Source organism: Sphingobium nicotianae (assembly GCF_018603885.1).
Taxonomy (GTDB): Bacteria; Pseudomonadota; Alphaproteobacteria; order Sphingomonadales; family Sphingomonadaceae; genus Sphingobium; species Sphingobium nicotianae.
On record NZ_JAHGAW010000007.1, the window covers coordinates 226,164 to 238,345 of the forward strand.

Here is a 12,182-nt window from a genome sequence, read left to right on the forward strand (position 1 = left end):
CCGGCGTGTCAGTGACGCCGGCCAAAATGTTCAATCGTCCAGGGGCTGGGCCAGTTCCGCGACACGCGCCGCCAGATCCGCCTTGAGCTTGCGCAAGGACTGCTGCCGGGCATAGCCGGCCTCGTCCAGATTATCCGCCATAGCCCTCGTGACCGCCGCCAACTCCGCATCGATACGAGGCATCGCCACGATCACCGCGATCGCCTCGGCCAGGTCGCGCTGCGCGCGCCTCTTGTCGGCCTCGGGGACGGTGAAAGTGAAGTTCAACGCATCGGCTCGGAGTAACCCCTTCGCCATATTATACAGATCACGCTCGCCCAATATGGTAAGGAGGCGGTCCGTTTCAACCGTTTCTTCGCGATCGGACGCTTCAAGCATCGCATCGAGCAGGATCGCGAGTCGCTCGTCGCTCGGCGAGAGGCTTGCCAGGGCCTCGCGGTGGACGACGATCTCGCCCGGAAAATGCAGCAGCCCGCTCATCACGGCGCGCAGCAAAAGCGCGTCTCCGCCACTTTCCCGGATCGCATGCGCGTCGGCCGTTGCGGGCGGGGGAGGGGGCGTCCAGCGACCATTCTTCATTGTGCCGCCACGTCGCGCTTGCATCGATGCGCCGCGCTCCTGCGGCGCGCGCTGCGCGAAGAACAAGCCGTCGTAGCGCTCGCGGAAAAGCCGCCCATAGAGCGCGCGAATATCATTGTCGGCGATCGTCGCAGTCAGAGCGGCCAACCGCTGCTTGAAGCCGGCGCGCGTCTCCGGTGTGGCGAGCGGCAGCGCTTCATGCTCGCTGCGCCAGATCAGCTCGACCAGCGGAATGGCACTGTCCAGCACCGCCTCCAGCGCCTTGACGCCCGCCGCGCGGATGAGATCGTCCGGATCCTGCCCCGGCGGCAGGGTGGCGAAGGCGAGGCTATGGCCCGGCTTCAGCAGCGGCAGCGCGCGATGCGCGGCGCGCAGAGCCGCCCGCTGGCCCGCACTGTCGCCGTCGAAACACAGGATCGGCGTCTCGACCATCGACCAGAGCCGTTCGATCTGATGCTCGGTGAGCGCGGTGCCCAGCGGCGCGACCGCTTCGGGAATACCCGCCTGCGCGATCGCGATCACATCCATATAGCCCTCGACGACGATCACCCGGCCCGACTTGCGCGCGGCCGGCCCGGCCTTGTCGAGATTGTAGAGCGTGCGTCCCTTGTCGAAGAGCGGCGTTTCGGGCGAGTTGAGATATTTGGGCTCGCCGGCGCCAAGGATGCGCCCGCCGAACGCGATCACGCGCCCGCGCTGATCGCGGATCGGGATCATCAGGCGACCGCGGAAGCGATCATAGCTCTCGCGGTTCTTCCGGCCGGCCTCCTCCTCGGGCTGGATCAGCATCCCGCTCTCGACCAGCATTGGCTCGGGAAAGGCCTTGAGCGCCTCCTTGAGCTTGCCCCGGCTGTCCGGCGCGAAACCGAGGCCAAAAGCGCGCTTTGTCTGGTCGCTGATCCCCCGCTTGAGCAGATAGGCGCGGGCCTCGGCGCCCTCCAGTCCGTCGAGCTGCGCCGCGAACCAGTCCTGCGCCGCCGCCGTCACGTCATGGAGCGACTGCGCCCGCTCGGCCCGCTGCGCCGCGCGCGGATCGGGAGCGGGCACTTCCATGCCGGCCGCCGCCGCCAGTTCCTTCACGGCATCGAGGAAGGGCAGGCCGCGCTGATCGGTCATCCAGCGGATCGCATCGCCGTGCGCCGAGCAGCCGAAGCAATGATAGAAGCCCTTCTCGTCATTGACGTAGAAGCTTGGCGTCTTCTCGTTATGGAAGGGGCAGCATCCCTTATACTCGCGGCCGGCCTTGGTGAGTTTCATGGTCTTGCCGACGAGCGTCGAAAGGACCGTGCGGGCGCGCAATTCGTCCAGCCATTGGGGCGTGAGGCTCATGGACGGACGCCCGCCACAATCTCGCCGTTCGTGTCGAGCGAAGTCGAGACACGTTCGGCTGGCGGTTTTGCAAAGTGTGCCAAGGCGATCCAATCGCCAGCCGCCAACGCCTCCTTCTTGGCGCGCGACCATTTCTTGACGATCAATTCGGCGCCGAGTGCTTCTTCCCGCGTACGGAAGGACTCGGACCAGATGAGGTGAACAGGCCGTCGCCGCGATGTGAAGTCGCAAAAGCCGCCATTTTGATGTTCGGTAATCCGCCGTTCCAGATCGTCGGTGTGGCCGGTATAATAGCGACCATCAGAACAGCGAAGGATGTAAGTCCAGAAGGCCATTGCTCATACCTACCCGTTCGGTTCGAGCGAAGTCGAGAACCGTTCGCGCAATCCGTGTCTCGACTTCGCTCGACACGAACGGAGAGGCGGTCGAACCTCCCACGGAAGAGAGCGGACTTTACGTCACCCCAGTGCCGCCTTCACTAGGCCGCTCGCCTTGCTCATGTCGAGCACGGTGCCATGCTTCTCCTTGAGCGCGGCCATCACCTTGCCCATGTCCTTGAGTGAGGTGGCGCCGAGCTCGGACTTGATCGCCTCGATCGCCGCGCTGGTCTCGGCCTCGCTCAGCTGCTGGGGTAGGAAGCTCTCGATCACGTCGATCTCGACCTGCTCCTGCGCGGCGAGCTCCGGGCGGCCGCCGCTCTCATACATGGCGATCGATTCGCGGCGCTGCTTGACCATTTTTTGCAGCACCTCGACGACCGTCGTCTCATCGTCCGGCAACTGGGTCGCCGTGCGCAGCTCGATGTCGCGATCCTTGACCTTCGCGAGGATCAGGCGAACGGCGGCCAACCGGCTTTTATCGCCTGATTTCATGGACTCGATCTGGGCAGCCTTGAGCTTGTCGCGAATCATCCCGCGTCCTTCGTTGCAGTCTGTAGGAAAGGTCCACACATAGTGCGTTCCGGAGGATTTTAATAGATTGACCGTGCAGGTGCGAAATCCTAGTGACCCGGCCGTTTAGCCAGTGCACCGGCGCCGGCCAAAAATGCGAACAGCGAAGGAACAGATAGCCATGGCGAATGCCAAATACCCGACCGTGCCCAAAGGAGCGACGGGGGTATTGGTTCTCGCGGACGGCACCGTCATCTTCGGCCACGGCTTCGGAGCGGTGGGCGATGCGGTGGGCGAACTCTGCTTTCACACGGCGATGACCGGCTATCAGGAAATCATGACCGACCCGAGCTTCGCCGGGCAGATCATCACCTTCACCTTCCCCCACATCGGCAATGTCGGCACCAATCTCGACGATGTCGAGGCGGACAAGCCCTGGGCCCTGGGCTGCGTCGTGCGTGAGGACGTCACCGCGCCGTCCAGCTTCCGCAATGTCGAGCCGTTCGACCAGTGGCTGAAGGAAAAGGGCCGGATCGGCATCTCCGGTGTCGACACGCGCGCGCTGACCCGCCGCATCCGCATGGCTGGCGCGCCCAATGCGGTGATCGCCCACGATCCGGCCGGCAAGTTCGATCTCAAGGCACTGCACGAGAAGGCCAAGGCCTGGCCCGGCCTGGAAGGCATGGACCTCGCCATCGAAGTCACCGGCAAGGCGCGGGAGTGGGTCGATGGCGGCTGGACGCTCGGCAAGGGCTATCATCTCTCCGCCGCCAGGGCTGACGCCCCCCATGTCGTCGCGATCGACTATGGCGCGAAGGACAATATTTTCCGCAATCTCGTGAAAGCGGGCGCTCGCGTCACTGTCCTCCCCGCGACCGCGACCTATGAAGAGATCATGGCGCTCAAGCCCGCCGGCATATTCCTCTCAAATGGCCCCGGCGATCCCGCCGCGACCGCCGATTATGCGGTGCCGACGATCCGCAAGCTGCTCGACGCCAACATGCCGATCTTCGGCATCTGCCTCGGTCACCAGCTCCTCGGCCTCGCCGCCGGCGGCAAGACCGTCAAGATGCACCAGGGGCATCGCGGCGCCAATCATCCGGTCAAGCGGCTGGAGGACGGCGTCGTCGAGATCACCAGCATGAACCACGGCTTCGCGCTGGACGCGGCGACCCTGCCGGCCAATGTCATCGAGACTCATGTGAGCCTGTTCGACGGCTCCAATTGCGGCATCGCCTTCACCGACAAGCCGGTCTTCGCCGTCCAATATCACCCCGAGGCCTCGCCCGGCCCGCAGGACAGCTTCTATCTGTTCGAGAAGTTTGTGAAGGGGCTGACATGATCGGTCTCGCCCTGCTCGCCGCGAGCACGACCGCCGATACGCAGCAGATCCAGCGCCAGCTCGATTTCATCGTGTCGATGTGCCGCGTCGACGACGTCGTCCACTTCGTCGCGCATGAGGGCAATGCGGTCACGATGGCGATGGTGAAACCGGGACAATTGCCGTCCTTCAGCAAGAATACGGCGCTTCAATGTGCCTTGGCGAAGGTCAGGGCGCGCTCGGACCTGCGGCTTGTCGCGGGCGGGGAGGGCGACAGCAAATGAGCATCAAACTTCCCCAGGTCGATCCCGCCCGGCTCGAAGCGGAATGGGAGGCGGACAAGGACGTCCTCGCCAATCTCGCCGCCAATGGCGACAAGGCGCATATCCGCCGCCCGGTCGACGTCAGCTTCATGGGCAATGACAAGGATTTCGATCGCGTGCTGGAGATCGCCAGCCAGTTCGGCTTCGTCGAGCTCGACCGCGAGCAGGACGAGGACGGCGCGCTCTATCTCTTCCTCGAAACCGAGCAGGCCGTCGACGAACAGTCGATCCGCGCCCTCACGCTCAAATGCCTCCAGATCGAACTGCTCTGCGGCGTCGAATATGACGGCTGGGGCTGCGAAGCCGAGACGGGGTCGGTGCATTGAGGGGGTGGTGATGAACTATATTTCTCAACAGAGTCTACGCGCTTACGTGATTGCGTATTTATTCGCTGCCGCTCAATCCGATAGGGCGGGTCGCGATGTTGAAGAAATTGAGAAAAGTCTAAAAAAATCCCCGGGAAATAGAAGAATTCAGCTGGCTATAGACTCTTTGATTTCCGACGAAATTGCTGAAGACATTGGGAGTGGTAACTTTTACGAGTATGCGCTCACGGCCGAAGGATATGATACCGCGGAGAAATCATATCTATCCGAGCAATCTGACGGTTTTAAGAGGACGGTTGATCTATTAGTTGAGAGACTTACTAGTTCAGAGGTTGATCGTGAGGGAGTTATTGTTTCAGAATCTTCGGTACCAGCATCCGACCGGTTTGTGGAATTGGGCCATAACACCCCGGGCTACCAAGAAACCGTCGAGGCGGTTGAAAGTGCGTTAGATTCGATTCGGCAGTCCAATTCACTTGATCCGGAAGATCGACCGTGGATTCAGAGCAATTTAACTATTGGTTTAGGGGCCCTTAAGAAAGGTGGCAGGTTGCTCGTGGAGGGACTTAGGGCTTTTACTATCGAACCTTTGAAAGCAGCACTGTCATCCGTTGGCGAAGAGAAGTTGAAGGTTGCTATTAGTCTAGCCATTTCAGCATTAAAAAAATATTTTGGATTTTGATTCCGTGCCCAAAAGAACAGACATCTCCTCCATCCTCATCATCGGCGCCGGCCCGATCATCATCGGCCAGGCGTGCGAGTTCGATTATTCGGGCACGCAGGCCTGCAAGGCGCTGAAGGAGGAGGGTTACCGGATCATCCTGGTCAACTCCAATCCCGCCACGATCATGACCGATCCGGAGATGGCCGACGCGACCTATGTCGAGCCCGTGACGCCCGAGATCGTCGCCAAGATCATCGAGAAGGAGCGGCCGGATGCGATCCTGCCGACCATGGGCGGCCAGACCGCGCTCAACACCGCGCTGGCGCTCTTCAACGACGGCACGCTGGAGAAATTCGGCGTCCAGATGATCGGCGCCGATGCCGTGGCGATCGACAAGGCCGAGGACCGGATCAAGTTCCGCGACGCCATGGACAAGATCGGGCTGGAGAGCGCGCGCTCCCGCATCGCCCACACGCTTGAGGAAGCGCTCGAGGCGCTGGAGTTCACGGGGCTCCCCTCGATCATCCGGCCGAGCTTCACCATGGGCGGCACCGGCGGCGGCATCGCCTATAATCGCGAGGAGTTCATCGAGACGGTCCGCAAGGGTCTCGACGCTTCGCCGACCACCGAGGTGCTGATCGAGGAATCGCTGCTCGGCTGGAAGGAATATGAGATGGAAGTCGTGCGCGACCGCGCCGACAACTGCATCATCATCTGCTCCATCGAGAATGTGGACCCGATGGGCATCCACACCGGCGACTCGATCACCGTGGCGCCGGCGCTGACGCTGACCGACAAGGAATATCAGATCATGCGCAACGCCAGCATCGCGGTGCTGCGCGAAATCGGCGTGGAGACGGGCGGCTCGAACGTCCAGTTCGCGGTCAATCCCAGGGACGGGCGCCTGATCGTCATCGAGATGAACCCGCGCGTGTCGCGCTCCTCGGCCCTCGCGTCAAAGGCAACGGGCTTTCCCATTGCGAAAGTCGCTGCCAAGCTGGCGGTCGGCTACACGCTCGACGAGATCCAGAACGACATTACCGGCGTCACCCCCGCGAGCTTCGAGCCGACGATCGATTATGTCGTGACCAAGATCCCGCGCTTCGCCTTCGAGAAGTTCAAGGGCGCCGAACCGCTGCTGGGCACCGCAATGAAGTCGGTCGGCGAGGTGATGGCGATCGGCCGCAACATCCACGAATCCATGCAGAAGGCGCTGCGCGGCTTGGAAACCGGCTTGTCCGGTTTCAATCAGATCGATCATCTGGTCGGTGCGAGCAAGGATGAGATCATCGCTGCGCTCGGCCAGCCCACGCCTGACCGGCTGCTGATCGCGGCGCAGGCGCTGCGCGAAGGTCTCACCGTTGCGGAGATCCACGACGTCGCCGGGTTCGATCCCTGGTTCCTCGAGCGGATCGCCGAGATCGTTGCCGCGGAGAACGAGGTGCTCGCCAATGGCCTGCCGCAGGATGCCGACGCCATGCGGCGGCTCAAGGCCATGGGCTTTTCCGACAAGCGCCTTGCATGGCTGGCGCTCCAGTCGGCGAATGTCCCTGCCGGTATGGAAGCGGCGATTCGCCGCGGCTCGGGCCTCGTGCGTGAGGCGATCGTCGCGATGACCGGCGGCGTGACCGAGGAAGAGGTGAGGGCGCTGCGCCATCGCCTCGGTGTTCGCCCCGTCTTCAAGCGGATCGACACCTGTGCGGCCGAGTTCGACGCCAGGACTCCCTATATGTATTCGACTTACGAGGCGCCCACCTTCGGCGAGCCAGAGAATGAGGCGATGCCGTCGGATCGCAAGAAGGTGGTCATCCTTGGCGGCGGGCCGAATCGCATCGGTCAGGGCATCGAGTTCGACTATTGCTGCTGTCACGCCTGCTTCGCGCTGGCGGACGCCGGCTATGAAACGATCATGATCAACTGCAACCCGGAGACGGTGAGCACCGACTATGACACGTCCGACCGCCTCTATTTCGAGCCGCTGACCGCCGAAGATGTGCTGGAGATCCTGCATGTCGAACAGAGCAAAGGCGCGTTGCTCGGCGTCATCGTCCAATTCGGCGGCCAGACCCCGCTCAAGCTGGCGCAGGCGCTGGAAGATGCCGGCATCCCGATCCTCGGTACGTCCCCGGATGCGATCGATCTTGCCGAGGATCGCGAGCGCTTCGCCGCCCTCATCGAAAAGCTCGGCCTGCTCCAGCCCGCCAACGGCATCGCGCGCAGCCGCGAGGAGGCGATCGCCGTCGCCACGCGCATTGGCTATCCGGTGCTGATGCGGCCCTCTTATGTGCTCGGCGGCCGCGCGATGGAGATCGTCGACGGCCAGGCCCAACTCGAGGAATATATCGCCACGGCCGTCCAGGTCTCCGGCGACTCGCCCGTCCTGATCGACCAGTACCTGCGCGATGCAGTTGAAGTCGATGTTGATGCCCTGTGCGACGGCATCGATGTGGTCGTGGCCGGCGTGCTCCAGCATATCGAGGAAGCCGGCGTCCATTCCGGCGACAGCGCCTGCTCGCTGCCGCCTTACAGCCTGCCGGCCGGGATCATCGCCGAGATCGAGCGGCAGACCGATGTGCTCGCGCGCGCGCTCAGCGTGCGCGGCCTCATGAACATCCAGTTCGCGGTCAAGGACGGCAAGGTCTATCTGATCGAAGTCAACCCGCGGGCCTCGCGCACGGTGCCCTTCGTCGCCAAGGCCATCGGCACACCGATCGCGAAGATCGCCGCGCGGGTCATGGCCGGGGAGATGATCGCAAACCTGCCCAAGATCGACCGAAACGCGATCAAGCACATCGCCGTTAAGGAAGCGGTCTTCCCCTTCAACCGCTTCCCGGGCGTCGATCCGGTGTTGTCGCCGGAAATGAAATCAACGGGCGAAGTCATGGGAATCGATGGTGATTTCGCTACCGCGTTCGGCAAGGCGCAGATCGGCGCGGGAACGATTCTGCCTATGGGTGGCACCGTGTTCATCTCGGTCAAGGACAGCGACAAGGCGGTCATCCTGCCGGCCGCGCGCAAGATCAGCGAGCTTGGCTTCAGCATCATCGCGACCGGAGGCACGGCGCGCTACTTGCAGGAGCAGGGCCTCCCCGTCGAAATGGTCAAGAAGGTAGCTGAGGGCCGCCCGCACATCGTCGACCGGATCACGGATGGCGCCGTCGATCTCATTTTCAACACGACCGAGGGCTGGCAGTCGCTCAAGGACAGCCAGGCGATCCGTATCAGCGCGCTGCGCTACAAGGTGCCGAGCTTCACGACGGCCGCCGCCAGTCTGGCTGCCGTGGATGCAATCGAGGCTCTTCGTGCGCGTCCCCTTGAAGTGAAGTCGCTCCAATCCTATTATCAGGCGTCGCACGACTGATCTTCAGACAGACCAGAAATCAGCTGCGAGCTGACCGGAACCGCCGGTCGGCGTGGGAGTTCGCGCTTCAGGACATGTCCGGCGCGCTTGAATTTTGTTTTTTGGGGAGTCCAGATGGCGACCGTTGAGAAGATGCCGATGCTGCAAGTTGGCCATGACAAGCTGGCCGAGCAGTTGCGCGCCCTCAAAGCGGAGCGGCCCACGATCGTGGATGCGATCGAGGAAGCGCGTGCACACGGCGATCTGTCCGAAAATGCCGAATATCATGCTGCCAAGGAGCGCCAGGGCCAGGTCGAGGCGTCGATCGCCGACATCGAGGACAAGCTTTCCCGCGCGCAGATCATCGATCCCAAGACGCTCTCGGGCGACAAGATCATCTTCGGCGCGACCGTCTCGCTGATCGACGAGGATGATCACCCTGTGCGCTATCAAATCGTCGGCCAGGCCGAGGCGGACGCCAAGCTGGGCATGATCAGCTATAATTCGCCGCTTGGCCGCGCCCTCATCGGCCGCCAGGTCGGCGAAGAAGTCGAAGTCACGGTGCCGTCGGGCGACAAGTTCTACCTCGTCGACAAGATCGAGTTCGTCTGATCCTCTCAGCGACGCGCGGAGCCTGACGCATGGCCGTGACCCTGCCGCGCGGGCCCGCCACCAATATTCTGGCCGCACTGACTGCGTTGGCCTTTCTGCCCGTGCAATTGCTCGGCGAAACAGGGCGCGCGGCGATCCTGGCCGGCTTCATCCCGCAGCGGGTGACCCAGTTCGCCGCCGAGAATTTCTCGCTGGACGTACCGTGGCTGCCGTTCTGGATCACGCCGCTCAGCGCGACGCTCGTGCATGCCGGCTGGATGCATCTTGTCTTCAATCTGCTGATGCTGATCTTTTGCGGCCGCTATGTCGAGCAGCTGCTCGGGCAGGGACGCCTCGTTCTGATCTACGTCGCCGGCGCCTATGCCGCCGCGTTCGGTCAATGGGCGTGGGCCTCTATCTTCCCCGGCCAAGGGCATGGCATGGTGCCGATGATCGGCGCGAGCGGGGCGATCTCGGCGCTGTTGGGGACCTATGCCCTCATCTACAGCCAGCGCGGCGTGCGCAGTGTCGGGCCAATCCCGGCCTATGTCGTGCGCATCGTCTGGCTGGCGGCCGCCTGGACCGGCCTGCAACTGCTGATTGCGATAGCGGGCGGCTTTGATGCCTTCTTCGGTGGCATCGCGGTCGGCGCCCATATCGGCGGGTTCATCGCGGGATTGCTATTGGCGCGCCCCTTGCTCGCTCAGCGCTTCAAGCCGACGGCCTAGCGAGTCCAGATCCGGCGGGAATCAGTCTGCCTGCGGGTCCCGTGCCTTGCCAGTCGGATCGAGCAGTCGGTGCAGATGGACGATGACGTAGCGCATCTCGGCATCGTCGACCGTACGCTGCGCCGCGCCGCGCCAGGCCTTTTCGGCCGTGGCGTAATCGGGATAGACGCCGACCAGATCGATGGACGAGAGATCGTCGAATTCCAGCGACTGCGGGTTCTTGACCCGCCCGCCCATGACGAGGTGCAACAAGCTCACGAATAGGCTCCTTTTCTGGCGCCACAGCCGCGCGCCGATTTTCCGGAGCGCTAGCAGCCTCTCCGGCTCGTGCCAAGACGGCCGCTGCGCGGATCAACCCTTCTCGTCTGCCTCCGGCGTCGTTTCCGGCGCTGACACTTCGTTGTTCTCCGTTTTCGCGCGACGCGACAGAAGCCGGTTGCCGACCGCCGCGGCGGCCTTGCCCGCGCCGCTATGCAGCGCTGCCTTCTGTGCGTCGCCCAGGGTTGAGATGGCGATCTGCGCCACTTCGCTCGCCGCGGCGGCCCTGATCGCCTGACCCGCCAGCTTGCCCGCGCGTCCGGCGATCAGCAGGCGCGGCATGAAGATGCCGATCACCGCGCCCGCCGCTGCGGCGGCCGCGACGGCAGCGATCGGATGTTCCTGGAACAGACGATTGGTCTCGGCTGCCGCGCGGTAGGTCTTCTCGCGTGTGTCGTCGATCACGGCTTCGCCTTTCTCGACGGTGGCGTTGATGACGCCACCCGCTGTCTTGCGCGCCTTGGCAATGCCCTTGCGGGCCGTGGCCCGTACCACCGCCACGGGATTGCCGTCTTCCTCACTCATCACTCTGTCTCCACAAGCGCCGGTTCAGCCACAGGATTTGGGCAGCGCGCAGACCATACATGCCCGTCACACGCGCGGGCCGCCAGAACAGCATCGCAAACAGGCCAGCCACCGCCGAGACGGCGATGATCGGATGGCGGCGGATCGTCTGACGCGCATCATGCCGGACTTCCTCGATATAATCGCCGGCCGCGAGCAGCGCATCCTCCTTCAGCCGCGCCGGGGACAGACGCCGTCGTGTGCTCTGCACCGAATTGATGAAGCGCAGGCGCGCCACGGTGGCTCGCTGGCGCGCTCGCACCAGCCGTTCATCCCGGTCGACGTCGCTCACAGCCCTTCCTCGTCGAACAGGGCGAGGAAGGCTTTTCTGGCGAACAGCGCGGAGACGACCGCCGCCGCAATACAGACGCCTGCCACGATCAGGCTTGCGACCAGCCAGCCGACATAGGGAGCAAGGGCGATGATCGCCGACCCGGTCAGGATGACGACGCCCAGGACCAGAAAGATCAGGGCCAGCGTCGCAAACATCGCCCATTTGCGCAGGCCATCCGCAATGAGCGCGGCCTTCAGTCTGGCCCAGGCCAGCTCGGCCTCCGCCAGTTCGCGACCCGACGCGAGCAGCCGCGCGATGCTCGCCCGCACGGAGCCGTCGTCCGCCGGGGGTGGTACCGGCTTTTCGGAGAGGTCCGCGTCGGGCTCGCTCATCGATCGGATACTGACCGTTTGTCCTTCGTCGGAGAAGTCAGGCGTCGCTGGAGCTGCCGCGCATCATTCGCATCAGCACGAAGCCGACCACCGCCGCGGCGCCGATCGCCACGGCCGGGCTCTTGCGCACGAAGTTGCGGGCTTCCTCGGCGAGCTGATCGATGTCCTTCTCGTCGAGCGATTTGGCCGCGCCAGCAACGGTCTCGGCCGCCTTGCGCGCATAGTCGCCATATTGCGGACCGAGCTTGGAATCGACCGTCTCGGCGGTGTCGGAGATCAGCTTGGAGAGGCCGGCCAGCGCATCGCCGGTCGTGTTCTTCGCCGTGGTCGCCGCATCGCGCGCGGTGGTTTTGGCCTGCTCGGCGAACTCGCCGGCCTGCGCCTTCCAGTCCTTGCCATTGCCCTTATCATTACCACCGGCGGCCTTCGCTGCCTTGGGCGCAGCGGCCTTGGCCGTGGTCGTCTTCTTGGCGGTTGCCGCCTTGGCCGCGGGTTTACGCTTGGGCGTTGCGGCACTGCTCGTGTCAGCCATGATGTTTCCTT

The 12,182-nt window shown here is 63.6% G+C and carries 15 protein-coding genes; 7 read left to right on the plus strand and 8 right to left on the minus strand.

Translation table 11 applies throughout. The features are described 5' to 3' along the window. Positions 1–30 precede the first annotated feature (30 nt). The 3 genes from dnaG to KK488_RS12255 form a co-directional block, all read right to left on the minus strand. Positions 31–1,908, minus strand: a complete 1,878-nt coding sequence (gene dnaG, locus KK488_RS12245; RefSeq protein WP_214623908.1) for a DNA primase — start codon at positions 1,906–1,908, stop codon at positions 31–33. Then, positions 1,905–2,243: a GIY-YIG nuclease family protein gene (locus KK488_RS12250; RefSeq protein ID WP_214623910.1), complete on the minus strand. Its 339-nt coding sequence runs from the start codon at positions 2,241–2,243 to the stop codon at positions 1,905–1,907. The genes dnaG and KK488_RS12250 overlap by 4 nt, the downstream gene beginning before the upstream one ends. Before the next feature lie 123 nt (positions 2,244–2,366). Continuing rightward, on the minus strand, positions 2,367–2,819 hold the full coding sequence (locus KK488_RS12255; protein WP_214623912.1) for a GatB/YqeY domain-containing protein: 453 nt from the start codon (positions 2,817–2,819) through the stop codon (positions 2,367–2,369). Between the two features lie 160 nt (positions 2,820–2,979). Here KK488_RS12255 and carA point away from each other — a divergent pair, with 160 nt between their 5' ends. From carA to KK488_RS12290, 7 genes are all read left to right on the plus strand, one after another. Continuing rightward, positions 2,980–4,140 carry a glutamine-hydrolyzing carbamoyl-phosphate synthase small subunit gene (carA, locus tag KK488_RS12260; RefSeq protein WP_214623915.1) on the plus strand — a complete coding sequence of 387 codons (1,161 nt, stop codon included), beginning with the start codon at positions 2,980–2,982 and terminating at the stop codon, positions 4,138–4,140. Further along, entirely contained in the window at positions 4,137–4,403 is a 267-nt protein-coding gene (locus KK488_RS12265) for a hypothetical protein (RefSeq protein WP_214623917.1), read from the plus strand. Before carA ends, KK488_RS12265 begins: the two co-directional genes overlap by 4 nt. Beyond that, positions 4,400–4,768, plus strand: a complete 369-nt coding sequence (locus KK488_RS12270; RefSeq protein WP_214623919.1) for a ribonuclease E inhibitor RraB — start codon at positions 4,400–4,402, stop codon at positions 4,766–4,768. Before KK488_RS12265 ends, KK488_RS12270 begins: the two co-directional genes overlap by 4 nt. 10 nt (positions 4,769–4,778) lie before the next feature. After that, entirely contained in the window at positions 4,779–5,450 is a 672-nt protein-coding gene (locus KK488_RS12275) for a hypothetical protein (RefSeq protein ID WP_214623921.1), read from the plus strand. A 4-nt stretch (positions 5,451–5,454) separates the two neighbouring features. Next, complete coding sequence (gene carB, locus KK488_RS12280) at positions 5,455–8,793, plus strand: carbamoyl-phosphate synthase large subunit (RefSeq protein WP_214623923.1); 3,339 nt, start codon at positions 5,455–5,457, stop codon at positions 8,791–8,793. Between the two features lie 114 nt (positions 8,794–8,907). Continuing rightward, the gene (gene greA / locus KK488_RS12285) at positions 8,908–9,384 is read left to right on the plus strand and encodes a transcription elongation factor GreA (RefSeq protein WP_214623925.1); all 477 of its coding nucleotides are present in this window, start codon (positions 8,908–8,910) and stop codon (positions 9,382–9,384) included. Positions 9,385–9,413: 29 nt separating this feature from the next. Next, on the plus strand, positions 9,414–10,091 hold the full coding sequence (locus KK488_RS12290; RefSeq protein WP_214623927.1) for a rhomboid family intramembrane serine protease: 678 nt from the start codon (positions 9,414–9,416) through the stop codon (positions 10,089–10,091). A gap of 21 nt (positions 10,092–10,112) precedes the next feature. On the opposite strand, the gene KK488_RS12295 is transcribed toward KK488_RS12290, so the two are convergent. The 5 genes from KK488_RS12295 to KK488_RS12315 all read right to left on the minus strand — a co-directional run bounded on the left by KK488_RS12295 (position 10,113) and on the right by KK488_RS12315 (position 12,171). Next, positions 10,113–10,349: a DUF4170 domain-containing protein gene (locus KK488_RS12295; RefSeq protein WP_214623929.1), complete on the minus strand. Its 237-nt coding sequence runs from the start codon at positions 10,347–10,349 to the stop codon at positions 10,113–10,115. Positions 10,350–10,442: 93 nt separating this feature from the next. Next, entirely contained in the window at positions 10,443–10,934 is a 492-nt protein-coding gene (locus tag KK488_RS12300; RefSeq protein ID WP_214623931.1) for a hypothetical protein, read from the minus strand. Next, entirely contained in the window at positions 10,927–11,265 is a 339-nt protein-coding gene (locus KK488_RS12305) for a hypothetical protein (protein WP_214623933.1), read from the minus strand. The genes KK488_RS12300 and KK488_RS12305 overlap by 8 nt, the downstream gene beginning before the upstream one ends. Beyond that, entirely contained in the window at positions 11,262–11,639 is a 378-nt protein-coding gene (locus tag KK488_RS12310; RefSeq protein WP_214623935.1) for a phage holin family protein, read from the minus strand. The genes KK488_RS12305 and KK488_RS12310 overlap by 4 nt, the downstream gene beginning before the upstream one ends. A 37-nt stretch (positions 11,640–11,676) precedes the next feature. After that, the gene (locus tag KK488_RS12315; protein WP_214623937.1) at positions 11,677–12,171 is read right to left on the minus strand and encodes a hypothetical protein; all 495 of its coding nucleotides are present in this window, start codon (positions 12,169–12,171) and stop codon (positions 11,677–11,679) included. Between the last annotated feature and the right edge of the window lie 11 nt (positions 12,172–12,182).

Excerpts from the sequence above, each read along its gene's own strand:
- KK488_RS12275 (WP_214623921.1), top strand. The coding sequence starts at position 4,779 with ATGAACTATATTTCTCAACAGAGTCTACGCGCTTACGTGATTGCGTAT.
- KK488_RS12265 (WP_214623917.1), top strand. The coding sequence starts at position 4,137 with ATGATCGGTCTCGCCCTGCTCGCCGCGAGCACGACCGCCGATACGCAG.
- KK488_RS12270 (WP_214623919.1), top strand. The coding sequence starts at position 4,400 with ATGAGCATCAAACTTCCCCAGGTCGATCCCGCCCGGCTCGAAGCGGAA.
- carA (WP_214623915.1), top strand. The coding sequence starts at position 2,980 with ATGGCGAATGCCAAATACCCGACCGTGCCCAAAGGAGCGACGGGGGTA.
- KK488_RS12315 (WP_214623937.1), bottom strand. The coding sequence starts at position 12,171 with ATGGCTGACACGAGCAGTGCCGCAACGCCCAAGCGTAAACCCGCGGCC.
- KK488_RS12310 (WP_214623935.1), bottom strand. The coding sequence starts at position 11,639 with ATGAGCGAGCCCGACGCGGACCTCTCCGAAAAGCCGGTACCACCCCCG.
- KK488_RS12250 (WP_214623910.1), bottom strand. The coding sequence starts at position 2,243 with ATGGCCTTCTGGACTTACATCCTTCGCTGTTCTGATGGTCGCTATTAT.
- KK488_RS12290 (WP_214623927.1), top strand. The coding sequence starts at position 9,414 with ATGGCCGTGACCCTGCCGCGCGGGCCCGCCACCAATATTCTGGCCGCA.
- KK488_RS12300 (WP_214623931.1), bottom strand. The coding sequence starts at position 10,934 with ATGAGTGAGGAAGACGGCAATCCCGTGGCGGTGGTACGGGCCACGGCC.
- greA (WP_214623925.1), top strand. The coding sequence starts at position 8,908 with ATGGCGACCGTTGAGAAGATGCCGATGCTGCAAGTTGGCCATGACAAG.
- dnaG (WP_214623908.1), bottom strand. The coding sequence starts at position 1,908 with ATGAGCCTCACGCCCCAATGGCTGGACGAATTGCGCGCCCGCACGGTC.
- KK488_RS12255 (WP_214623912.1), bottom strand. The coding sequence starts at position 2,819 with ATGATTCGCGACAAGCTCAAGGCTGCCCAGATCGAGTCCATGAAATCA.